Annotated in this window: 16 protein-coding genes and 1 pseudogene; 16 read left to right on the forward strand and 1 reads right to left on the reverse strand. The window is 67.5% G+C overall.

The features are described from left to right. The first annotated feature begins 14 nt into the window (after nt 1-14). From ACFUEJ_RS09825 to ACFUEJ_RS09900, 16 genes are all read left to right on the forward strand, one after another. The gene (locus ACFUEJ_RS09825) at nt 15-419 is read left to right on the forward strand and encodes an NADH-quinone oxidoreductase subunit A (protein ID WP_004021559.1); all 405 of its coding nucleotides are present in this window, start codon (nt 15-17) and stop codon (nt 417-419) included. 38 nt (nt 420-457) lie between these two features. Beyond that, on the forward strand, nt 458-1,012 hold the full coding sequence (locus ACFUEJ_RS09830; RefSeq protein WP_004021558.1) for an NADH-quinone oxidoreductase subunit B family protein: 555 nt from the start codon (nt 458-460) through the stop codon (nt 1,010-1,012). Further along, nucleotides 1,009-1,716 (forward strand): NADH-quinone oxidoreductase subunit C, encoded by a 708-nt coding sequence (locus tag ACFUEJ_RS09835; RefSeq protein ID WP_065631168.1) that lies wholly within the window; start codon nt 1,009-1,011, stop codon nt 1,714-1,716. The genes ACFUEJ_RS09830 and ACFUEJ_RS09835 overlap by 4 nt, the downstream gene beginning before the upstream one ends. Then, complete coding sequence (gene nuoD / locus ACFUEJ_RS09840; RefSeq protein WP_065631169.1) at nt 1,716-3,029, forward strand: NADH dehydrogenase (quinone) subunit D; 1,314 nt, start codon at nt 1,716-1,718, stop codon at nt 3,027-3,029. The genes ACFUEJ_RS09835 and nuoD overlap by 1 nt, the downstream gene beginning before the upstream one ends. Beyond that, nucleotides 3,026-5,251 carry an NADH-quinone oxidoreductase subunit NuoF gene (nuoF, locus tag ACFUEJ_RS09845; RefSeq protein ID WP_388028951.1) on the forward strand — a complete coding sequence of 742 codons (2,226 nt, stop codon included), beginning with the start codon at nt 3,026-3,028 and terminating at the stop codon, nt 5,249-5,251. Before nuoD ends, nuoF begins: the two co-directional genes overlap by 4 nt. Continuing rightward, nucleotides 5,248-7,665, forward strand: coding sequence for an NADH-quinone oxidoreductase subunit G (locus tag ACFUEJ_RS09850; protein WP_065631170.1), 2,418 nt, complete (start codon nt 5,248-5,250; stop codon nt 7,663-7,665). Before nuoF ends, ACFUEJ_RS09850 begins: the two co-directional genes overlap by 4 nt. Further along, the gene (nuoH, locus tag ACFUEJ_RS09855) at nt 7,662-8,942 is read left to right on the forward strand and encodes an NADH-quinone oxidoreductase subunit NuoH (protein ID WP_388028954.1); all 1,281 of its coding nucleotides are present in this window, start codon (nt 7,662-7,664) and stop codon (nt 8,940-8,942) included. Before ACFUEJ_RS09850 ends, nuoH begins: the two co-directional genes overlap by 4 nt. Beyond that, entirely contained in the window at nt 8,935-9,498 is a 564-nt protein-coding gene (gene nuoI / locus ACFUEJ_RS09860; protein WP_388028956.1) for an NADH-quinone oxidoreductase subunit NuoI, read from the forward strand. The genes nuoH and nuoI overlap by 8 nt, the downstream gene beginning before the upstream one ends. Continuing rightward, nucleotides 9,495-10,283 (forward strand): NADH-quinone oxidoreductase subunit J, encoded by a 789-nt coding sequence (locus ACFUEJ_RS09865; RefSeq protein WP_137810097.1) that lies wholly within the window; start codon nt 9,495-9,497, stop codon nt 10,281-10,283. Before nuoI ends, ACFUEJ_RS09865 begins: the two co-directional genes overlap by 4 nt. After that, a complete protein-coding gene (nuoK, locus tag ACFUEJ_RS09870) occupies nt 10,280-10,579 on the forward strand; it encodes an NADH-quinone oxidoreductase subunit NuoK (protein WP_058251017.1) in 300 nt (99 codons plus the stop codon). Before ACFUEJ_RS09865 ends, nuoK begins: the two co-directional genes overlap by 4 nt. A 10-nt stretch (nt 10,580-10,589) precedes the next feature. Beyond that, a complete protein-coding gene (gene nuoL / locus ACFUEJ_RS09875; protein ID WP_388028959.1) occupies nt 10,590-12,503 on the forward strand; it encodes an NADH-quinone oxidoreductase subunit L in 1,914 nt (637 codons plus the stop codon). Beyond that, nucleotides 12,500-14,104, forward strand: a complete 1,605-nt coding sequence (locus ACFUEJ_RS09880) for an NADH-quinone oxidoreductase subunit M (RefSeq protein WP_388028961.1) — start codon at nt 12,500-12,502, stop codon at nt 14,102-14,104. Before nuoL ends, ACFUEJ_RS09880 begins: the two co-directional genes overlap by 4 nt. Further along, nucleotides 14,104-15,876, forward strand: coding sequence for an NADH-quinone oxidoreductase subunit NuoN (gene nuoN, locus ACFUEJ_RS09885; RefSeq protein WP_388028964.1), 1,773 nt, complete (start codon nt 14,104-14,106; stop codon nt 15,874-15,876). Before ACFUEJ_RS09880 ends, nuoN begins: the two co-directional genes overlap by 1 nt. A 191-nt stretch (nt 15,877-16,067) precedes the next feature. Continuing rightward, entirely contained in the window at nt 16,068-16,946 is an 879-nt protein-coding gene (locus ACFUEJ_RS09890; protein ID WP_388028967.1) for a LysR family transcriptional regulator, read from the forward strand. Continuing rightward, a complete protein-coding gene (locus ACFUEJ_RS09895) occupies nt 16,943-17,869 on the forward strand; it encodes a serine hydrolase (RefSeq protein WP_065631178.1) in 927 nt (308 codons plus the stop codon). Before ACFUEJ_RS09890 ends, ACFUEJ_RS09895 begins: the two co-directional genes overlap by 4 nt. Nucleotides 17,870-17,968: 99 nt before the next feature. Further along, nucleotides 17,969-19,741, forward strand: a complete 1,773-nt coding sequence (locus ACFUEJ_RS09900; RefSeq protein ID WP_065631179.1) for a penicillin-binding transpeptidase domain-containing protein — start codon at nt 17,969-17,971, stop codon at nt 19,739-19,741. Between the two features lie 67 nt (nt 19,742-19,808). On the opposite strand, the pseudogene ACFUEJ_RS09905 reads toward ACFUEJ_RS09900, so the two are convergent. Then, a pseudogene (locus tag ACFUEJ_RS09905) lies at nt 19,809-21,411 on the reverse strand (alkaline phosphatase D family protein). Nucleotides 21,412-21,481 lie beyond the last annotated feature (70 nt).

The raw sequence follows: 21,481 nt of genomic DNA on the forward strand, positions 1-21,481 counted from the left end.
GAGGGGTCCGCGCTTTGAACGCCTACGTCCCGATCATGGTCCTCGGGGCAATCGGCGTGGCGTTTGCCGTTTTCAGCGTCTTCATCGGCATCGCGATCGGTCCGAAACGGTACAACCGCGCCAAACTCGAGCCCTACGAGTGCGGCATCGAGCCGGTCGAACAGAGTCTGCTCTACCCGACGCGACGCACCGCCGGCGGCACGGTGGCCACCGGCTCGATCCAGCGCGTACCGGTCAAGTACTACCTCACCGCGATGCTCTTCATCATCTTCGACATCGAGATCGTGTTCCTCTACCCGTGGGCGGTCGCCTTCGACTCACTCGGGTGGTTCGGCCTCATGGCCATGCTCCTGTTCATCGTCAACGTCTCCGTCGCGTACGCCTACGAGTGGCGCCGTGGCGGACTGAGTTGGGACTGAGCACTTTTCACCGATCCGATACGGCAAGGAGGTCACCCATGGGACTCGAGGAACGACTCCCCAGCGGATTCCTGCTGAGTACCGTCGAGGATCTGGCCGGGTTCATGCGCAAGGGCTCGCTCTGGCCGGCGACTTTCGGGCTGGCCTGCTGCGCCATCGAGATGATGGCCACCACCTCGGGACGGTACGACCTCGCCCGGTTCGGCATGGAGGCGTTCCGGGCGTCGCCGCGACAGGCCGATCTCATGATCGTCGCCGGCCGCGTCAGCCAGAAGATGGCCCCCGTCCTCCGGCAGATCTACGACCAGATGCCGGAGCCCAAATGGGTTCTTGCCATGGGGGTCTGCGCGTCGTCGGGCGGGATGTTCAACAACTACGCGATCGTCCAGGGCGTCGATCACGTGGTCCCTGTCGACATCTACCTGCCGGGCTGTCCGCCACGCCCGGAGATGTTGCTGCACGCCATCCTGAAGCTGCACGAGAAGATCCAGGAGATGCCGCTCGGTGTCAATCGCGAGGAGGCCATCTGGGCGGCCGAACGTGCCGCCCTCCAGGCCACCCCGACGATCGAGCTGAAGGGGTTGCTCCGATGACCACGCCCGCAGGCCATCAGGACCCCGAGAACCCGGCACCCCCACCGCACGACGCGGAGCAGATCGGCGTCCGACACGGGTTGTTCGGTCCGCCCGGAACCGGCGACACGTCGGGGTACGGCGGCCTGGTCCGGCCGGTGACGCTGCCGCCCAGTACGTCCCGACCCTACGGCGGGTATTTCGACGAGATCGCCGACTGTCTGCTCCACGAGATGGGCGACGGCTACGACGACGCGATCGAGAAGGTCGTGGTCTTCCGGGGCGAGATGACCATCCACGTTGTACGACAGCACCTTCCCGCCGTCGCACTGACTCTGCGCAACGCGCCCGCGTTGCGATTCGAACTCTGCCTCGGCGTGAGCGGGGTCCACTATCCCGGCGACCCGGGCCGCGAACTCCATGCCATCTATCCGCTCGCCTCCCTGACCCACGGGCGTCGCGTCCGTCTCGAGGTCGCGGCGCCCGATGCCGACCCGCACATCCCGAGCATCTGCGACATCTACCCCACCAATGACTGGCACGAACGCGAGACCTACGACTTCTTCGGCATCGTTTTCGACGGCCATCGCTCACTGACCCGGATCGAGATGCCCGACGACTGGGAGGGCCACCCCCAGCGCAAGGACTACCCGCTCGGCGGAGTCCCGGTGGAATACAAGGGAACCCGCGTCGACCCGCCGGACCGGAGGAGGTCGTACAACTGATGACCGACACCCATACGCACACCTACACCGTGTCGGGACAGGACTGGGACTCGATCGTGTCCGACGTCCGCACCCGCGCCGAGCAGCAACCGGGAGACGAACGCATCGTCGTCAACATGGGTCCGCAACACCCGTCGACGCACGGCGTCCTGCGCCTGATCCTCGAGATCGAAGGCGAGACCGTCACCGAGGCCCGCTGCGGAATCGGCTACCTGCACACCGGGATCGAGAAAAACCTCGAGTACCGCAACTGGACGCAGGGCGTCACGTTCGTCACCCGGATGGACTACTTGTCACCGTTCTTCAACGAGACCGCCTACTGCCTCGGCGTCGAGAAGCTCCTCGGTATCACCGACGACATCCCGGAACGCGCCACCGTCATCCGGGTGATGCTGATGGAGCTCAACCGCATCTCCAGCCATCTCGTCGCGCTGGCCACCGGCGGAATGGAACTCGGTGCCGTGACGGCGATGTTCCTCGGATTCCGCGAGCGGGAGATGATTCTCGACCTCTTCGAACTCATCACCGGCCTGCGGATGAACCACGCCTACATCCGCCCCGGAGGTGTCGCACAGGACCTGCCGGAGGATGGCATCGACCGGGTCGCCGAGGTCATCCGACAGCTCCCCGGCCGCCTGGACGAACTCGGAGACCTGCTGAACGACAACTACATCTGGAAGGCGCGGACCCAGGGCGTCGGTTATCTCGACCTCACCGGTTGCATGGCACTCGGGATCACCGGTCCGGTGCTGCGGTCCACCGGTTACCCCCACGACCTGCGCCGCGCCGAGCCGTACTGCGGCTACGAGAACTACGAGTTCGACGTCATCACCGAGGACACCTGCGACTCCTACGGCCGCTACCTGATCCGCGTGCGCGAGATGCGCGAGTCGATCCGCATCGTGGAGCAGTGTCTGGAACGGCTCCGGCCGGGGCCGGTGATGGTCGCCGACCGCAAGCTCGCCTGGCCGGCCGACCTCGCGCTCGGACCGGACGGACTGGGCAACTCGCCCGAGCACATCGCCCGGATCATGGGCACCTCCATGGAAGCCCTCATCCACCACTTCAAACTCGTCACCGAGGGGATGCGCGTCCCGGCCGGCCAGTGCTACGTCGCCGTCGAATCACCGCGGGGCGAGCTCGGCGTGCACATGGTCAGCGACGGCGGCACCCGGCCGTACCGCGTCCACTTCCGCGACCCGTCGTTCACGAATCTGCAGGCCGTCGCGGCGATGTGCGAAGGCGGGATGGTGGCCGACGTCATCACCGCGGTGGCCAGCATCGACCCCGTGATGGGAGGCGTGGACCGATGACCGATCCCGTGTTCGTGGACCTGAGCACCGCACCCCCGCCAGAAGGATCGGCGCCGGCACACGGCACCCCGGTCCCGCCGATCACCTTCGACGGCCCGGCCGGGTATCCCGACGTGGTCATCGAACAGCTGACCGCAGAGGCACTTCCGATCATCGCCCGCTATCCGCAGGTGCGGTCGGCGCTGCTGCCGCTGCTGCACCTGGTGCAATCCCACGACGGTCGTCTCACGCGTGCCGGGATCGAATTCTGTGCCGCACAACTGGATCTGACGCCCGCACAGGTGGCCTCGGTCGCGACGTTCTACTCGATGTACCGGCGCACGCCCACCGGCGAGTACCTGGTCGGGGTCTGCACGAACACCCTGTGCGCGACCCTGGGTGGCGACGAGATCCTCCGTTCGGTCTGCGAGCACCTGGGCGTGGAACCCGGGGACACGACGGCCGACCACCGCATCACCGTCGAACACGTCGAATGCAATGCGGCCTGCGACTTCGCGCCGGTGGTGATGGTCAACTGGGAGTTCTTCGACGACCAGACCCCGGAGTCGACCATCGAGCTCATCGAGGACCTTCGCGCCGGTGTCGAGGTCACCCCGGCTCGCGGTACCGGCCCCGTGCGATCGTTCCGCGAGACCGAACGCGACCTCGCCGGGGCCCGTCCTCCGCTGGTTGAGCCGGCACCGAGCGCCCCTCCGCTGGTTCAGCCCACCCCGCCGCTGGCTGAGCCCTCCCCTCCGCTGGTTGAGCCGGCACCGAGCGAAGCGAGGAGCCGAGTCGAAGCCACCTCGCAACCACCCCCTCCGCTGGTTGAGCCGGCACCTTCTCCACTGGTTGAGCCGGCACCGAGCGCAGCGAGGAGCCGAGTCGAAGCCACCTCGCAACCACCACAACCCACCCCCGAACCCGAACCCCCGGAAACGCCGATCCTCTCCCGCCACTGGGACGAACCGCAATCCTGGACCCTGGACAACTATCTGCGCCACAACGGTTATCGAGCGTTGTCGACCGCACTGACCACTCCCCCCGACGACATCATCGAGACGGTCAAGGCCTCCGGTCTCCGTGGCCGAGGCGGCGCGGGCTTCCCGGTCGGGATGAAGTGGTCGTTCATTCCCCAGCAGGATTCCACGCAGACCGATCCGTCCGTCCCGCACTATCTCGTGGTCAACGCCGACGAGTCAGAGCCGGGCACGTGCAAGGACATGCCGCTGATGCTCGCGTCGCCCCACACCCTCGTCGAAGGCGTGATCATCGCGGCGTACGCCATCCGCGCGCACCACGCGTTCATCTACGTGCGCGGCGAAGTCGCCTCGGTTCTCCGTCGACTGCGCACCGCCGTCGACGAGGCCTACGCCGCAGGCTACCTCGGCACGGACATCCTGGGATCCGGCTTCGATCTCGAACTGGTCGTCCACGCCGGCGCGGGCGCCTACATCTGCGGCGAGGAAACCGCCCTGCTCGATTCGCTCGAGGGCCGGCGGGGACAACCGCGTCTGCGCCCGCCCTTCCCGGCGGTTGCCGGACTGTACGCGAGTCCGACGGTCGTGAACAACGTGGAGTCGATCGCGAGCGTCCCGGCGATCATCCGCAACGGCGTCGACTGGTTCCGGTCCATGGGCACCGAGAAGTCACCCGGGTTCACCCTCTACTCGCTGTCGGGTCATGTGACGCGTCCCGGACAATACGAAGCGCCACTTGGGGTTTCGTTACGGCAACTACTCGACCGGGCGGGCGGGGTGCGCGCCGGGCACGAGCTGAAGTTCTGGACACCGGGCGGGTCGTCGACACCACTCCTGACGCCGGAGCACCTCGACGTCCCGCTCGACTACGAGGGCGTCGGCGCGGCCGGTTCGATGCTGGGCACCAAGGCCCTGCAGATCTTCGACGAGACGACCTGTGTCGTCGGCGCGGTCCTGCGGTGGACGGAGTTCTACGAACACGAGTCCTGCGGCAAATGCACCCCGTGCCGCGAGGGCACGTACTGGCTGGTGCAACTGCTGCACCGGCTGGAGCACGAGGGCGGAACCGCCGCGGACCTCGACACCCTCGCCGATGTCACCAACAGCATCGTCGGGAAGTCGTTCTGCGCGCTCGGGGACGGAGCGGGCAGCCCGATCGTGTCGTCGCTGAAGTACTTCCGCGACGAGTACCTCGCCCACCTCGACCACGGGTGCCCGTTCGACCATTCACGCTCGACCGTCTGGGCAGGAGGCGTCCGATGACACTCACCCACGGGAGCGACCCGGCGGCCGCGACCGACAACCTGGTCGGCATCACCATCGACGGTCGCGCCGTCCGGGTACCCAAGGGCACGTTGGTGATCCGCGCGGCCGAACAGATCGGCATCATGATCCCGCGCTTCTGCGACCATCCGCTCCTCGAACCGGTCGGTGCCTGCCGGCAGTGTCTCGTCGAGGTCGAGGGGCAGCGCAAACCGCTCGCATCATGCACGACGGTGGCCACCGAGGGGATGGTGGTGCGGACGCAGCTCAGCTCGGAGATCGCGGCGGGAGCGCAACGCGGGGTGATGGAACTCCTCCTGATCAACCACCCGCTGGACTGCCCGGTATGCGACAAGGGCGGTGAGTGCCCGCTGCAGAACCAGGCGATGTCGGCCGGCCGTTCCGAGTCGCGGTTCGACGGCGTCAAGCGGACCTTCACCAAGCCGGTCCCGTTGTCGTCGGAGGTCCTGCTCGACCGGGAGCGATGTGTGTTGTGTGCCCGCTGCACCCGGTTCTCCACACAGGTCGCGGGTGATCCGCTCATCGAGCTCGCGGATCGCGGTGCGCTACAACAGGTCAGCATCTACGCCGACGAACCGTTCGACTCCTACTTCTCCGGCAACACCGTGCAGATCTGCCCCGTCGGTGCGCTGACGGGGGCGCAGTACCGGTTCCGCGCCCGGCCGTTCGACCTGGTGTCGACGCCGAGCGTGTGCGAACACTGTGCGAGTGGATGCGCCCAGCGCACCGATCACCGCCGTGGAAAGGTGCTGCGCCGGCTGGCCGGTGACGATCCCGAGGTCAACTCGGAGTGGAACTGCGACAAGGGGCGATGGGCGTTCGCCTACACGTCGTCGCCCGACCGGATCACCGCCCCGCTCGTCCGGGACCGGCACGGCGATCTCCGTGAGGTGTCGTGGGCCGACGCCGTGCGCGCGGCGGCCGAGGGATTGACCCGTTCACCGGGCAACGTCGGTGTACTCACGGGTGGCCGGTTGACCGTGGAGGACGCCTACGCGTACTCCCGCTTCGCGCGAACCGTGTTGCACACCAACGACATCGACTTCCGCGCCCGAAGCCACAGCACCGAGGAGGCCGCCTTCCTCGCCGCGCGTATCGCCGGTCACGGACTCGCGACCACCTACGACGACCTGTCCGCCGCACCCGCGGTGCTGCTCGCCGGTTTCGAACCCGAGGAAGAGTCCCCGATCGTCTTCCTCCGTCTCCGGCGGGCAGTACGCACCGCCGGGCAGCGCGTCGCGACGGTCGCCCCGTTCGCGAGCCGCGGCGCCACCAAACTCGACGCCGCGGTCTTCCGGTCCGTTCCCGGCAGCGAGGCACAGGTGCTGCAATCGGAGGAGGTGACCGCGCACCTGCGGCCCGCCGGCTCGGTCATCCTCGTCGGTGAACGGCTGGCCACCCGGCCCGGCGCGTTGGCCGCAGTCGCGGCACTGGCCGACCGCACCGGCGCCCGGCTGGCCTGGATTCCGCGCCGCGCCGGCGAACGAGGCGCGCTCGAAGCGGGCGCCTTGCCGGGCCTGCTACCCGGCGGCCGGCCACTCGACGACGAGGACGCCCGTACGGCGGTGTCGGAGATCTGGGGCACCGATCTCGCCCCGCGGCCCGGACGCGACACCGCCGGGATCATCGACGCCGCGCGCTATCACGGGCTCTCGCTGGTGATCGGCGGCGTCGACGTCGACGACCTCCCCGACCCCGTCGCGGCGACCGAGGCGCTGACCGCCGCACCGTTCGTCGTCAGCCTCGAGCAACGCCGCAGCGCCGCCACACGCTGCGCGAACGTGGTCTTCCCGGTGGCTGCCGTCGCGGAGAAGGAGGGCACGTTCGTCGACTGGGAGGGCCGCCCGCGGAGCTTCACCACCGCCCTGACGGACTCGGGCCACCTGTCCGACCACCGCATCCTTGACGCGATCGCCCGGCAGATGGGTGTCGACCTGCGGTGCGCCGACGTCCCGACCATCCACATCGACCTGCGACGCATCGGCGCATGGTCCGGCCGGCGGGCCCCCATCGACGCCGCTGACAGGCCCCAGCCCGACCCGGCTGCCGGCCAGGCGGTGCTGGCGGGGTGGCACACGCTGCTCGACGACGGCCGGATGCAAGACGGGGAACCGCACCTCGCCGGCACCGCCCGCCCGCCGGTGGCCCGGCTCGCGCCGTCGACCGCCGCCGAAGCCGGTGTCGGGTCGGGCGACCTCCTGCGCGTCAGCACCGCCGACGGCGCCATCGTTCTGCCGGTGGAGATCACCGACATGCCGGATCGGGTCGTCTGGCTCCCGCTGTTCTCTCCCGGCTCGCACGTCCACGCCACGCTTCGCGCGCAGGAGGGTGACCTCGTGGCCCTCGCGCCGGCCCCGGTCGACGCCACCGACGCCGCAGGGGGTGCCGCGTGAACCTCGCCACCGACTTCCCGACCCTCGACGACTTCGGCCAGGACCCGATCTGGCTCGTCGTCGCCAAGGCGCTGGCCGTGTTCGTGTTCCTTGTGCTCAATCCGCTCATCGCCATCCTGCTCGAGCGAAAGATCATGGCACGCATGCAGACCCGCCTCGGGCCGAATCGGGTCGGCCCCAAGGGAATCTTGCAGAGCCTTGCCGACGGCGTGAAACTCGCACTCAAGGAGGGGATCATCCCCACCGGCGTCGACAAGGTGATCTATCTGCTGGCACCGATCATCGCGGTCGTCCCGGCGGTGATGGCCTTCGCGGTCATCCCGTTCGGGCCGATGGTGTCGGTCTTCGGTCACCAGACTCCGTTGCAGCTCACCGATCTCCCCGTCGGGGTGCTGTATGTCCTGGCGGTCACGTCGGTGGGTGTCTACGGGATCGTGCTGGCCGGCTGGTCGTCGGGCTCGACCTATCCGCTGCTCGGCGGACTCCGCTCGACGGCACAGGTCATCTCGTACGAGATTGCGATGGGACTCACCTTCGCCGCGGTGTTCCTCGACGCCGCGACCATGTCGACGTCGGGAATCGTTGCCGCCCAGGAACACCACTGGTACGTGTTGCTGCTGTTGCCCTCGTTCGTCATCTACGCCATCTCGATGGTCGGCGAGACCAACCGGGCGCCTTTCGATCTGCCCGAGGCCGAGGGTGAGCTGGTCGGCGGGTTTCACACCGAGTACTCGTCGTTGAAGTTCGCCATGTTCATGCTCGCCGAGTACATCAACATGGTCACCGTCTCCGCGCTCGCCACCACTCTGTTCCTCGGCGGTTGGCAGGCGCCGTGGCCGCTGAGCACGTTCGACTGGGCGAGTTCCGGTTGGTGGCCCGTTCTCTGGTTCACGCTCAAGGTGTGGGCGTTCCTGTTCGTGTTCATCTGGCTGCGAACCAGTCTGCCGCGCTTGCGGTACGACCAGTTCATGAATCTGGGTTGGAAGGTCCTGATCCCCATCTCTCTCACCTGGGTGATGGTCGTCGCGATCATCCGCGCCGCCTTCGCCGGCGAGGACGCCGACCTCACCCGCGCGCTGGTCTCCGCCGGCGCCGGACTCGTCGTCACCGGGTTCATCGCCTACGCGGTGTGGCGGTTGATGCGGGTCCCCGACATCCCTGACCCGACGCAGGACTCCGCAGACCCGGCCGCCGCACCCGACGAGTTCGACCCGATGGCCGGCGGCTTCCCCGTGCCGCCGATGCCCAGCACCGTGAGGGAGACCACCGATGCCTGACTTCCTGAAACCGGTGAGCGGATTGCGCGTCACCTTCGGCGGCATGTTCCAACCCACGATCACCGAGCAGTACCCCGAGCAGAAACGGCCGACCGCAGCGCGCTATCACGGTCGCCATCAACTGAATCGGCACCCCGACGGTCTCGAGAAGTGCATCGGGTGCGAGCTGTGCGCGTGGGCGTGCCCGGCCGACGCCATCTACGTGGAGGGCGCCGACAACACACCCGACGAGCGCTATTCGCCCGGCGAACGGTACGGGCGCGTCTACCAGATAAACTATCTGCGGTGCATCGGCTGCGGGCTCTGCATCGAGGCGTGCCCCACGCGCGCGCTCACGATGACCAACGACTACGAACTCGCCGATGACAATCGCGCCGACCTCATCTACGAGAAGGACCGTCTGCTGGCCCCGCTGCAACCCGGCGTCGACGCGCCGCCGCACGCGATGGCGCCGGGCTCCACCGAGGAGAACTACTACCGGGGCGAGGTGACCGCCGACGGCCGCGTGACCTTGCCCGATCCGACGGTCCCGACCAAACGCGAGCCGCGGTCATGACTTCCGGTGGCACCCTGTGGCTCGCCGACGAGGTGGTGCGAACCTCCACCGGTGAGGCGATCCAGTTCTGGGTTCTCGGGGCCGTCGCGGTTGCCGGTGCGCTGGGTGTCGTCTTCGCCACCAAGGCCGTCTACTCGGCGATCTTCCTGGCCACCACGATGATCGTGCTGGCCGTCTTCTACGTCGCGCAGGGGGCGCTGTTCCTGGGCGTGGTGCAGGTGGTCGTGTACACCGGTGCGGTGATGATGCTGTTCCTGTTCGTCATCATGCTGATCGGCGTCGACTCGTCGGACTCACTGCGGGAGACCCTGCGCGGCCAGCGACTGTCCGCGGTGTTGCTCGGTGTCGGCTTCGGGATCCTGTTGATCGCCGGGATCGGCAGCGCCACCGTCGGTGTCGTCACCGGTGCCACCAACCCCGACGTGGTGGCCGCGCAGAGCGACGCCGGTGTGGAGGCCATCGCCGAGCTGATCTTCGTCCGCTACCTGTGGGCGTTCGAGCTCACCGGAGCCCTCCTCATCGCCGCCACGCTCGGCGCCATGGTGCTCGCGCACCGGGAGCGTTTCGGCCCACGACTCACCCAGAAAGAACTGTCGCAGGCGCGGTTCCGCAGTGGGGTCAACCTGACCCCGCTGCCGACACCCGGGGTCTACGCGCGACACAACGCGGTCGACGTGCCGGCCCGTCTGCCCGACGGGTCGCCGTCGGACCTGTCGGTCAACGCCATCCTGGCCGCGCGGACACTCCGCACCCGCCCGGCCGACGACCCGGGGACCGACCGGTGAACCCGGAGAACTACCTCTACCTCGCAGCGCTGCTGTTCACCATCGGCGCGGCCGGAGTACTGCTGCGACGCAACGCGATCGTCGTGTTCATGTGCGTCGAGCTCATGCTCAATGCGGCCAACCTCGCCTTCGTCACCTTCGCCCGGATGAACCAGTCGTTCGACGGCCAGGTCATCGCGTTCTTCACCATGGTCGTCGCCGCGGCGGAAGTGGTGGTCGGGCTGGCGATCATCATGACTATCTTCCGATCACGCCGCTCGGCGTCGGTCGACGACGCGGATCTGCTGAAGAGGTAGAGGAGGATTGGTGAACGCCGAACTCACTGCGTCATTGCTCTGGCTGATCCCGGCTCTGCCGCTCCTGGGTGCGGCGATCCTCCTTCTCGGTGGTCGCGCCACGGACCGGTGGGGGCATCTGCTCGGGACGGGCCTCGCGATCGCGTCGTTCGCGGTGGCGCTGATCATGTTCACCGGCATGGTGTCCCGATCTGCTGACGACCGCGTCGTGTCGGACGTCCAGTTCAGTTGGGTACCGGTGGGCGAGCTCCAGGTCGACTTCGGGTTTCTCCTCGACCAGCTGTCGATGTGCTTCGTCCTGCTGATCACCGGCGTCGGCTCGCTCATCCACGTCTATTCGATCGGCTACATGCAGCACGATCCAGATCGTCGCCGATTCTTCGCCTACCTCAACCTGTTTCTCGCGGCCATGCTCGTCCTGGTCCTGGCCGACAACTACCTGGGTCTCTACCTCGGCTGGGAAGGCGTCGGACTCGCGTCGTACCTGCTGATCGGTTTCTGGCAGCACAAGCCGTCGGCGGCCACCGCGGCCAAGAAGGCATTCGTCGTCAACCGGGTCGGCGACATCGGACTCGCTGTCGCCCTGATGATCATGTTCGCCGCCTTTGGCTCAGTGGCCTTCACCGCGGTGTTCGACGGTGCTTCCCAGGCAGGCGAGACGACACTCACCGCACTGGGTTTCGTGCTGCTTCTCGCCGCATGCGGCAAGTCGGCGCAGGTGCCGCTGCAGTCGTGGCTGGGCGACGCGATGGAGGGCCCGACGCCGGTGTCGGCGCTGATCCACGCCGCGACCATGGTGACCGCCGGCGTCTACCTCATCGTGCGCTCGGGCCCGATCTTCGACCTCGCCCCCGCCGCCCAGGTCGGGGTCGTGGTCGTCGGCGCGGTCACCCTGTTGTTCGGTGCCGTCATCGGTTGCGCGAAGGACGACATCAAGAAGGCGCTCGCCGCGTCGACGATGAGCCAGATCGGGTACATGGTCCTGGCCGCCGGGCTCGGTCCGGCGGGTTACGCGTTCGCCATCATGCACCTCCTCACCCACGGCTTCTTCAAGGCGGGGCTGTTCCTCGGTGCGGGATCGGTGATGCACGGGATGAACGACGAGACCGACATGCGCCGCTACGGTGGACTGCGCACCCTCATGCCGATCACGTTCGTCACCTTCGGCGTCGGGTATCTCGCGATCATCGGTGTGCCGCCGTTCGCGGGCTTCTACTCGAAGGATCACATCATCGAGGCCGCGTTCGGAGCGGGTGGAGCGAAAGGTCTGATCCTCGGTGGCGCAGCACTTCTCGGCGCCGGGATCACCGCGTACTACATGACCCGGGTCATGTTACTCACCTTCTTCGGCGAGAAGCGTTGGCACGACGGCACGCACGCGCCGGCACCTCACCCGCACGAGTCGCCGCGTGTCATGACCGGACCGATGATCCTGATCGCGCTCGGCTCCGTTGCATCGGGCGGCCTGCTGGCCATCGGCGGATCGCTGGAGACGTGGCTCGAACCCGTTGTCGGAGAACACACCGAGCACCATCTCGTCCCGGTGTGGGCCATGACGGCGATCATCCTGCTCGTGGTCGCCGTCGGCGTGGCTGTCGCCTACCGTCAGTACGCGACTCGACCGGTGCCGGTGACCGCGCCCGAGGACGTATCCGTGCTCACCGTCGCCGCTCGCCGCGATCTGTACGGCGACGCCGTCAACGAGGAGCTGCTGATGCGGCCGGGTCAGCGGGTCACCGCCGGCCTCGTCGCGGTCGAGTCCGACGGCGTCGACGCGCTCACCAGTGGTGTCGGTGATGCGGTGACCGGCGCGTCGCGTCGAATACGCGGGTGGCAGAACGGTTATGTCCGGTCGTATGCCTTGTCGATGTTCGCGGGTACCACCGTGATCGTGGCCCTGGTGATGGCGGTGAACGTCCTGTGAGCATCCCCTGGTTGACCATCCTCTGGGTTGCGCCCGCCGTCGGCGCGGCCCTTGTCCTCGCGGTCCCGGCGCACCGGGCGACCGCGGCGAGATGGTTCGCGCTCGTGGTGTCCGTGGCTGTCCTCGTCCTCTCGGTCGGTCTCGCGGCCGGTTTCGATCCCGGTGGGGAGCGCTACCAGTTCGTCGAAGACGTCAGCTGGATACCGGCGCTGGGTACGCGGTATGCGCTGGGGCTCGACGGCATCGGACTCGTCCTGGTGCTGCTGACCGCGGCGCTCCTGCCCCTGCTGCTCGTGGCCGGCTGGCGCGATGCCGAGTCGGCGGGCTCGCTGGACAATTCGGGTGGCCGCGCGCAGAAGGGCCCGCACATCTACCTGGCGCTGTTCCTCGCCACCGAGGCGATGGTGCTGATGAGCTTCGTCGCGCTCGACGTGCTGCTGTTCTACATCTTCTTCGAGGCGATGCTCATCCCGATGTACTTCCTGATCGGCGGGTTCGGCACCGGACCCAACCGATCGGCAGCCGCGGTGAAGTTCCTGTTGTACAACCTCTTCGGCGGACTCCTTCTGTTGGCCGCGGTCATCGGACTGTACGTGGTGACCGCCCAGGACGGGGTGGGCCCAGACGGTGGCGGGACGTTCGCGCTGCCGGACATCGCCGCAGCTGTCGCGAGCGGACAGATCGACGACTCGACCGGGTTGGCCAAACTCCTGTTCCTCGGCTTCCTGTTCGCCTTCGCGGTGAAAGCACCGCTGTGGCCGTTGCATTCGTGGTTGCCCGACGCCGCCGTCGCCGCCACGCCCGCCTCGGCGGTGCTGATGATGGCCGTGATCGACAAGGTCGGGACCTTCGCGATGCTGCGATTCTGCATGCAGCTGTTCCCGGACGCATCCCAGTACTTCGCGCCGCTCGTCTGCGGACTCGCGGTCGTCAGCATCGTCTACGGCGCGGTCCTGGCAATCGGCCAGACCGACGTGATGCGGCTCATCGCCTACACCTCCATCTCGCACTTCGGCTTCATCATCCTCGGCATCTTCGCGATGACCGACCAGGGCCAGACCGGGTCGACGCTCTACATGGTCAACCACGGGATCTCCACCGCCGCACTGTTCCTCATCGCCGGCTTCCTCGTATCACGTCGTGGGAGCACCCTGATCGCCGACTACGGCGGCGTGCAGAAGGTCGCGCCCGTCCTCGCCGGCACCTTTCTCGTCGCCGGGCTCGCCACCCTCTCCCTCCCCGGTCTGGCCCCCTTCATCAGCGAGTTCCTGGTTCTCATCGGCACCTTCACCCGCTACCCGGTGGCGGCGGTGATCGCCTGCTCGGCGCTCGTCCTGTCGGCGATCTACATCCTGTGGACCTATCAGCGCATGATGGGCGGGCCGTCGAAACCGGCCGGCGACCGCTCGTCGTCGATGCGGGACCTGGCGGGTCGCGAACTCGTCGTCGTCGCTCCGCTGCTCGCCCTGCTCATCGCGCTGGGGGTGTATCCGAAGCCGATGATCGACCTGATCGATCCGGCGGTCCAGGCAACGCTCACCACTGTCGGCGTCGAGGCGCCCGAACCAGCCGTCGCCGAGTCTGATCCGGAGGGCAACTGATGACATCGACCACCCTCGTCGACGGTCCGATGACGCTGGCCGCCATCGACACCCCCAGCGTCGAATACGCATCTCTCGCACCGATGCTCATCGTCTTCGGCGTGGGGGTCGTCGGGGTCCTGGTCGAGGCCTTCGCGCCGCGCAGACTGCGGTATGCCCTGCAACTCTCGCTCGCACTCGGCGGGTTGGTCGTCGGATTGGGTGCCCTGATCGCGGTGGCGGTCGCGCAGACACACGATGGCGCGAACGGCGAGTTCGCGATGTCGGGTGCGGTCGTGATCGATCGACCGGCGCTGTATCTGCAAGGCCTGCTGCTGATCATCGCCGTCATCGCCGTCGGATTCATGGCCGAGCGCCGACTCGAGCGAGTGGTCGCACCGGTGACGATGCGTAGGCTCGCCGGGGTCGGCGGCGGGGACGACGCGATCACGCGTGGCGGCCCGGCCGGCGGCGGTGTGGACGCCGACATGTTCACCCCCTCGGGTGCCTCGGTACCCAACACCGATGCCGAGTTCGAGGCCACCCGCGCCGGAGCGGTGACGACCGAGGTCTTCCCCCTGGCCCTGCTCGCGGTGGGCGGGATGATGCTGTTCCCGGCGTGTGGGGACCTGCTCACGATGTTCATCGCGCTGGAGGTGTTCTCGCTCCCGTTGTATCTGCTGTGCGGACTGGCCCGGCGTCGGCGCCTCATCTCGCAGGAAGCCTCCCTGAAGTACTTTCTGCTGGGCGCCTTCTCGTCTGCGTTCTTCCTGTTCGGAGCGGCCTTCGTCTACGGCGCCACCGGTTCACTCAACCTCTCGACGATCGGTGCGTCGATCTCGGCGATCGCCGCCAGCGGCGGTGACACCACGCTGGCACTCATCGGGCTCGCACTGCTCGCCGTCGGCCTGCTCTTCAAAGTGGGTGCGGTGCCGTTCCATTCGTGGATTCCGGATGTCTACCAGGGCGCTCCGACGCCCGTCACCTCGTTCATGGCCGCCGCCACCAAGGTCGCCGCTTTCGGCGCGTTGCTCCGGGTCTTCTACGTCGGTTTCCCGGGGCTGCGTGAGCAATGGGAACCCGCGTTGTGGGCGGTGGCCATCGCGTCGATGGTCATCGCCTCGGTCATGGCGGTGACCCAGAACGACGTCAAGCGGATGCTCGCGTACTCGTCCATCGCGCACGCCGGGTTCATCCTGCTCGGCCTGATCGCCTTCGACGAGGCCGGACTCGGCGCCACGCTGTTCTACCTCGCCGCCTACGCGTTCACCACTCTCGGCGCCTTTGCCACCGTCGCCGTCATCCGCGAGCCCGACACCGACTCCGGCCCCTCCGCCCGCACAGTCGCCATCCACGGCACGGCACCGCTGCCGCGAAACCCGCACCTGTCCGGCCGCGAGGCCACCGACCTCACCCAGTGGTCGGGGTTGGGGCGCCGTTACCCGCTGGTGGGCGCCATGTTCTCGGTGTACCTGCTCTCCTTCGCGGGCATTCCGCTGACCAGTGGCTTCATCGCCAAATTCGACGTCTTCGCCGCCGCGGCCGGTTCCGGCGGCGGCTTCCTCGTGGTCATCGGCGTCATCAGCAGCGCCATCGCCGCCTATGTCTACGTCCGCATCATCGTCGCCATGTTCTTCGACGACGTTCCCACCGCCGGCGCCCCGCACGTGGTGAAACCCAGCGTGCTGACGACGACCGGCATCGCCCTGTGCACTCTGGCGACGGTCGCGCTCGGTGTCTTCCCACAGCCGCTACTCGACCTCGCCGACGCGGCGGCGGTGTTCTTGCGCTGACAGATGATCAGGAACGGATCTGTCAGCGAAACGTCGACCACTGCGGAGTTGTGCAGGATCGTGCACGGTCACGTGTCGAGTTGGGGCATTTGGGTCCGGTATGCGACGCATACTGCCCCCGCGTCAGGCGCTGTGTGTGGTCACTTCTCAGCTGAACCCTTCGCGGGTGCAGCCATGCCATCCTGGAACCCGTGGATCTGATCAGGCACTTGCGGTTCTTCGTCGCCGTGGCCGAGGAGGGCCACTTCGGCGAGGCCGCTACGCGCCTTGAGATGACGCAGCCGCCGGTGTCGCAGGGTCTGCGTCGCCTGGAGAAGCAGCTGGGACTCCAACTCATCCGACGTACAACTCGCGGCGCCGAACTCACCGATGCCGGACGCGAACTGCTTCCGCGCGCACGTCTACTCGTCGACGACGCTTCGAGATTCGTCGGCGAGGCCCGGCGGCTCCACGAGCGCACAGGGGTATTGCGTTGGGGTACCCCATCACTGGTCGGCCCGACGGTCACGGCCACGCTGGCACGCCGCATCGCCGGAGTCGCGTCCGGACAGGACACGGTCAGCTCCTCGACGGTAAATCTCGTCGAACAGGTGTCGGCCGGGTCACTCGACCTTGCGGTCGTCGAAGCGCCGTGTGTCACCGGCTCTTTGACCACCGGCCCGATTGTCGTCCTCAAGCGTTCCGTCGTGGTGCCCGCTTCGCATCCGACAGCAGATGCCGACCGGCCGCGCCTGCGTCAACTCGCGGGGTTGCACTTCTGCCACACACCACGGTCGTTCAACCCGCCTGCGCACGACCAGCTGATCGACCGGCTCCGAGAGTCCGGCCTCGACCCCCAGCTGAATCCGGTGACGTCCGCCGACCAGGTACTGGCCGCAGTAGCTGCCGGGCACGCCTTCGCGCTGACCGTCGATCGCGGTGTCCTCGCCGCGGTCGATGCCGTCCGCTGTCTCACCGTCGGACCGGACGCCACCGCGCTGCGCCTTCGCGTCGTCTACCGCGAACCCGGCCTCAGCGAGGTGGCGGAGGTCGTCACCGCCGCCCTCTACCGGATCGGCAAGGCGACGTGAGCTCGTCGGCGCCCCTGCCCGAGTCGGTCCGCACCGAGCTCGACCGCGCTGTCCACGAGACCTTCGCCGACGCCGGCTGTTCGGGATGCGTGCATGTACGGACGATCGGGCCGACGCCGGTCGAGTACTGCCACGACGCCGACACCCCGGTCGTCCTCGCGTCGGTCTACAAACTCGCGGTGTTGGTCTCCCTGTGCCGCATGGCAGATCGCGGCGACATCGATCTCACGGCGTCGATCTCGGTCGATCCCACTCGGTGGGCTCAGGGCCCGACCGGGCTCGCACTGTTCTCGGACCCGGTCACCATTTCCTGGCGCGACCTCGCCACCTCGATGATGACCGTCTCGGACAACGTCGCCGCCGACGTCATACTCGCCCACATCGGACTGCCGCAGATCCACGACGACCTGGTCGACCTCGGCCTCACGCACACCCGCATCGTCGGTGGTGTCGCCGAATCGCACGCACGTCTGCAGCGGGAGACCGGCACGAGCACCGTCGCCGAAGCGTTCGCCGCCCTGGCCGATCCCGACTTCGACGCCTCGGTCAGCGCCTACGACGCCGCCTACTCCAGTGCCGCGACACCGCGCGACTGCACGACGCTGCTGGACGCGATATGGACCGATCGCGCAGCGTCCGCGACGTCGTGCGAGTTCATTCGCCAGACGATGAGGAAACAGGTCTTCACCTCGCGCCTCGCTTCGGGCTTTCCGTTCCGCCGGGTGAGCGTCGCGGGTAAGACGGGCACGCTCGTCGCCGTTCGCAACGAGATCGGCGTCATCGAGTTCCCCGGCGAAGTGCCGATCGCGGTCGCGGTGTTCACGATGAGCGCGAGATCTGAGATGGCACTACCCGAGGTCGACCGCGCCATCGGAGAGGTGGCCCGCGTGATCGTCACCGAACTCCGAAGACCGGACGACTGACCGGAAACCGGACCAGGAACAGCGACGATAGCGAACCGCTATCGGCCGATCGCGTGCCGAAACTTGGCATCACGGCGTCCCGATGGGTTGGCTCGGGTCATGCGTCGATGGTGGGCACTGGTGAGTGCATGTATGGCGATCGTGGGCACGATGTCGGGTTGCTTCCTGTCCTCAGAATCACCTGAGGACGCGCTACGGTCGTTCGCGGCCGCGCTGCAGGAGGGCGATGCCACCAGAGCCGCGGCGCTCACCGACGATCCGACCGCGGCAGGCGCGGCGATCACCGCCATGTTCGATGGCATGGGCCGCACGCCCAAGCTCTCGGTCGCGGCCGACCTGGTCGACGACAAGGAGGTCAGCGGCACACTCGACCATCGCTGGCAGATCCGCGATCGGAGCGTCGAGTATCAGACCTCTGTCGTTCTCGCCGAGTCGGATTCCCACTGGAAGATAAGGTGGCAGCCCTCCGTCCTGCACCGGCAACTCCGTGCCGGGGAATCGTTCTCGTACAGCGACGATCGCGCCTACCGGACGCCGGTCCTCGACACCAACGATCGGCCGCTCATGACCTGGCAGGCCGTCACCCTGGTCGCGTTGCAACGCACGCAACTCGATTCGGCGGAGATGCTCGCCCGCGCCCTCCGACCCGTCGAACCCGGTATGACCGCCGCCGGTATCCGCGCGGCCTTCGCAGGCAACAATGCGCCGCAGCACACGGTGATCCGGCTCCGCGAGTCCGATCTCCGGCGCGTCCGGCGCTCGGTGGAGTCGATTCCGGGTGTCGCGCTCAGCGAGCAAGGCGCGCTGCTCAGCGCCACCAGAGCACTGCATTCGCCGGCGATGTCGGGACTCGAGGAGATCTGGCGCGAGCACATCGACGCCACGGCGGGGTGGTCCGTCCAGATCGTCGGCGCCGACGGCACACCCACTCATCTCGTCGACTCAGCGCAACCCGGTGTCACGCCACCGGTACACACGACCCTCGATCGCGATGTCCAGACCCGAGCACAACTCGCCGTCGACGGCGAACGACGCCCTGCCATGGTCGTGGCCATCGAACCGTCGACCGGAGGCATCGTCGCCGTCGCGCAGAACGATGCCGCCGACAGGTCGGGATCGGTCTCGCTGTCCGGGCTCTACCCTCCGGGTTCGACGTTCAAGACCATCACGACCGCAGCCGCACTGGACGCCGGAGCCGTGCAACCGACGTCACAGGTCCGCTGTCCTGGCCGCACCACGATCGAAGGTCGGACGATCCCGAACGAGGACGACTTCGACCTCGGGACCGTGGCACTTTCAACAGCTTTCGCGCGCTCGTGCAACACGACGATGGGCGCCCTCGCGAACAGGCTGCCCGACGACGCGCTCACCGCCATGGCACGACGGTTCGGCATCGGCGCGGACTACACCGTTCCGGGCCTGACGACCGTCACCGGGTCGGTGCCCCGCGCCGATTCACCAGCGTTGCGGGTCGAGAACGGCATCGGTCAGGGTACGGTGACCGTCAGCCCCTTCGGTCTCGCCCTGGCCGAGGCGAGCCTCGCGCGCGGTGAGACCGTGACCCCCGGCCTGGTTCGCGGAAGGGACACGACGGGAGACGTGGAACCGCAACAGATCCCGGGCGACGTCACTCGTGCACTCCGAAGCATGATGCGCGACACGGTCACTCGCGGCACGGCCACCGCACTCCGCGACATCCCCGGTCTCGGCGGAAAGACCGGCACGGCGGAGTACGGCGACAACAAGAACCCGCACGGCTGGTTCGCCGGCATCGTCGGGGACCTCGCGTTCGCGACGCTCGTCGTCGGAGGCGGGTCGTCCGCACCCGCTGTCGAGGTGACCGGAGAGTTCCTGCGGCCGCTGAGCGAGTGAGCGCTTCCGCAAAGTGCGGGAAAGGTACCGGATTCCGGGACGAATCCCGCACTCTGTCAACGGGTCGTCACGACGCCGGCTCGAGGTCCTTTCGGTACAGGGTCTTGCCCGACGCGTCGACCAGATCCACGCTCAACACTTTGGTCCTGCCGTCGATCGTCACCTCGCCGAAGTGTTGAAACCCCTCCGCCGGTGACACATTCGACCCGGTAGGTGCATGGACGAATTGGTACTCGGCACCGAATGTGCTGTCCAACGGGCTCTCCGGGAACGCACCGGCGTGCAACGGTCCGGCGACGAACTCCCAGAACGGCGCAAAATCCTTGAAGCCGGCGCGGTCAGGCTCGTAGGAGATCGCGGCGGTGTAGTGGACATCGGCGGTCAGGAACACCACGTTCCGGACGTTCTTCGTCTGAGACAGGATGCGGGAGAACGCGATCTCACGACCAAGCGGATCGCCGGCATCACCCTGGGCCACCGCTTCCATTGCCTTCGGACCGTCCGGCGGTGTCGTGTTCTTGTCCGCCACGACGATGCTCAGCGGCAGGTCATTGGCGACGATCTTCCAGGTCGCCGTCGAACCCCGCAGTCCGTCGATGAGCCACTGGGTCTGTTCCGGACCGAGCAAGCCGTCGACGTTGTCCCCCGACCACGCATCGGGGTTCGGGTCCTTGTGGCTGCGCATGTCGAGGATGAAGACGTCGAGCAGTGGACCGTATGACACCCTGCGGTACAGACGATCCGAGGCACCGATCTCGACGGGTTGCCATTCCTGCCAGGCCTGACGTCCGTTGCGCGCCAACACGTCGACGCTCATCTCGGTGTATCCCTCGCGGCCCTGCCCCTCGAGACTCTCCCCGGGGAACCAGTTGTTGACGACCTCGTGGTCGTCCCACTGCACCAGTTGCGGGACTGATCCGACGAAGCGTCGGAAGTGGTCGTCGGTCAGGTTGTACGCGTAGTTTCCACGAAACTGATCGACGGTCTGCGCCACCTGCGCCTTCGCCGGACTGGTGATGTTCCGATAGGTCTTGCCGTCGTTCTGTTCCTGAGTCGCCTCGACCGGGTTGTCGGCGTAGATGGCGTCACCGGAGTGGATGAAGAACTGCGGATCACGGTCGGCCATGGTGGCGAAGATGGTCATCCCGCCCATATCGGGGTTGATGCCCCACCCCTGCCCGACCACGTCGCCGGACCACTGGAACCTGATGTCGCCGTCTCGTACCGGAGCTGTCGTGAAGATTCCGGTCGCCGGTTCGGAGAGCGCGCCGTCCTCACCTTCGAAGGTGACGCGATAGTGCACGGTCTGGCCGGGCTCCAGGCCGGCCACCCGCAGTCGGCCGGTCCCGTCGCCGGCGGGCGTCACCTGCGGTCCGCGGAATTTCCGTGCAGCGCCGAAGGACTCGCTCGATGCGGTCTCGACGATCATGGTCGCCGGCCGGTCCGACCGCGCCCACACCAGCGCCCCTCCGCTGGTCACCTCGCCGGTGGCCACCCCGTGGGTGAGGACCGGCCGGTTTCTGACCAGACTCGGGCGTCGCCGAACCAGGATTCGACGACCCGCAGGCTGCCAGCGCGGACCCGACCGGGACGAGGAGCGCCCCCGTAGCGGCAGTCCGCAGAATCGTGCGCCTGGACGTGGGACGGTCTGCTCGATGAGGTCGGGCCATGGGCGCCAGCGTGGCGTAGCACTTCCAATGGCTGGTGAAGCGCAGGTGAAGTCTCGGCGTCCGTCCGGCT

Origin of the sequence: Gordonia sp. NPDC057258, from assembly GCF_042668985.1 — a bacterium.
GTDB lineage: Bacteria > Actinomycetota > Actinomycetes > Mycobacteriales > Mycobacteriaceae > Gordonia > Gordonia hongkongensis.

Excerpts from the sequence above, each read along its gene's own strand:
- nuoN (WP_388028964.1), top strand. The coding sequence starts at position 14,104 with ATGACATCGACCACCCTCGTCGACGGTCCGATGACGCTGGCCGCCATC.
- nuoD (WP_065631169.1), top strand. The coding sequence starts at position 1,716 with ATGACCGACACCCATACGCACACCTACACCGTGTCGGGACAGGACTGG.
- ACFUEJ_RS09865 (WP_137810097.1), top strand. The coding sequence starts at position 9,495 with ATGACTTCCGGTGGCACCCTGTGGCTCGCCGACGAGGTGGTGCGAACC.
- ACFUEJ_RS09900 (WP_065631179.1), top strand. The coding sequence starts at position 17,969 with ATGCGTCGATGGTGGGCACTGGTGAGTGCATGTATGGCGATCGTGGGC.
- nuoF (WP_388028951.1), top strand. The coding sequence starts at position 3,026 with ATGACCGATCCCGTGTTCGTGGACCTGAGCACCGCACCCCCGCCAGAA.
- ACFUEJ_RS09830 (WP_004021558.1), top strand. The coding sequence starts at position 458 with ATGGGACTCGAGGAACGACTCCCCAGCGGATTCCTGCTGAGTACCGTC.
- ACFUEJ_RS09850 (WP_065631170.1), top strand. The coding sequence starts at position 5,248 with ATGACACTCACCCACGGGAGCGACCCGGCGGCCGCGACCGACAACCTG.
- nuoI (WP_388028956.1), top strand. The coding sequence starts at position 8,935 with ATGCCTGACTTCCTGAAACCGGTGAGCGGATTGCGCGTCACCTTCGGC.
- ACFUEJ_RS09835 (WP_065631168.1), top strand. The coding sequence starts at position 1,009 with ATGACCACGCCCGCAGGCCATCAGGACCCCGAGAACCCGGCACCCCCA.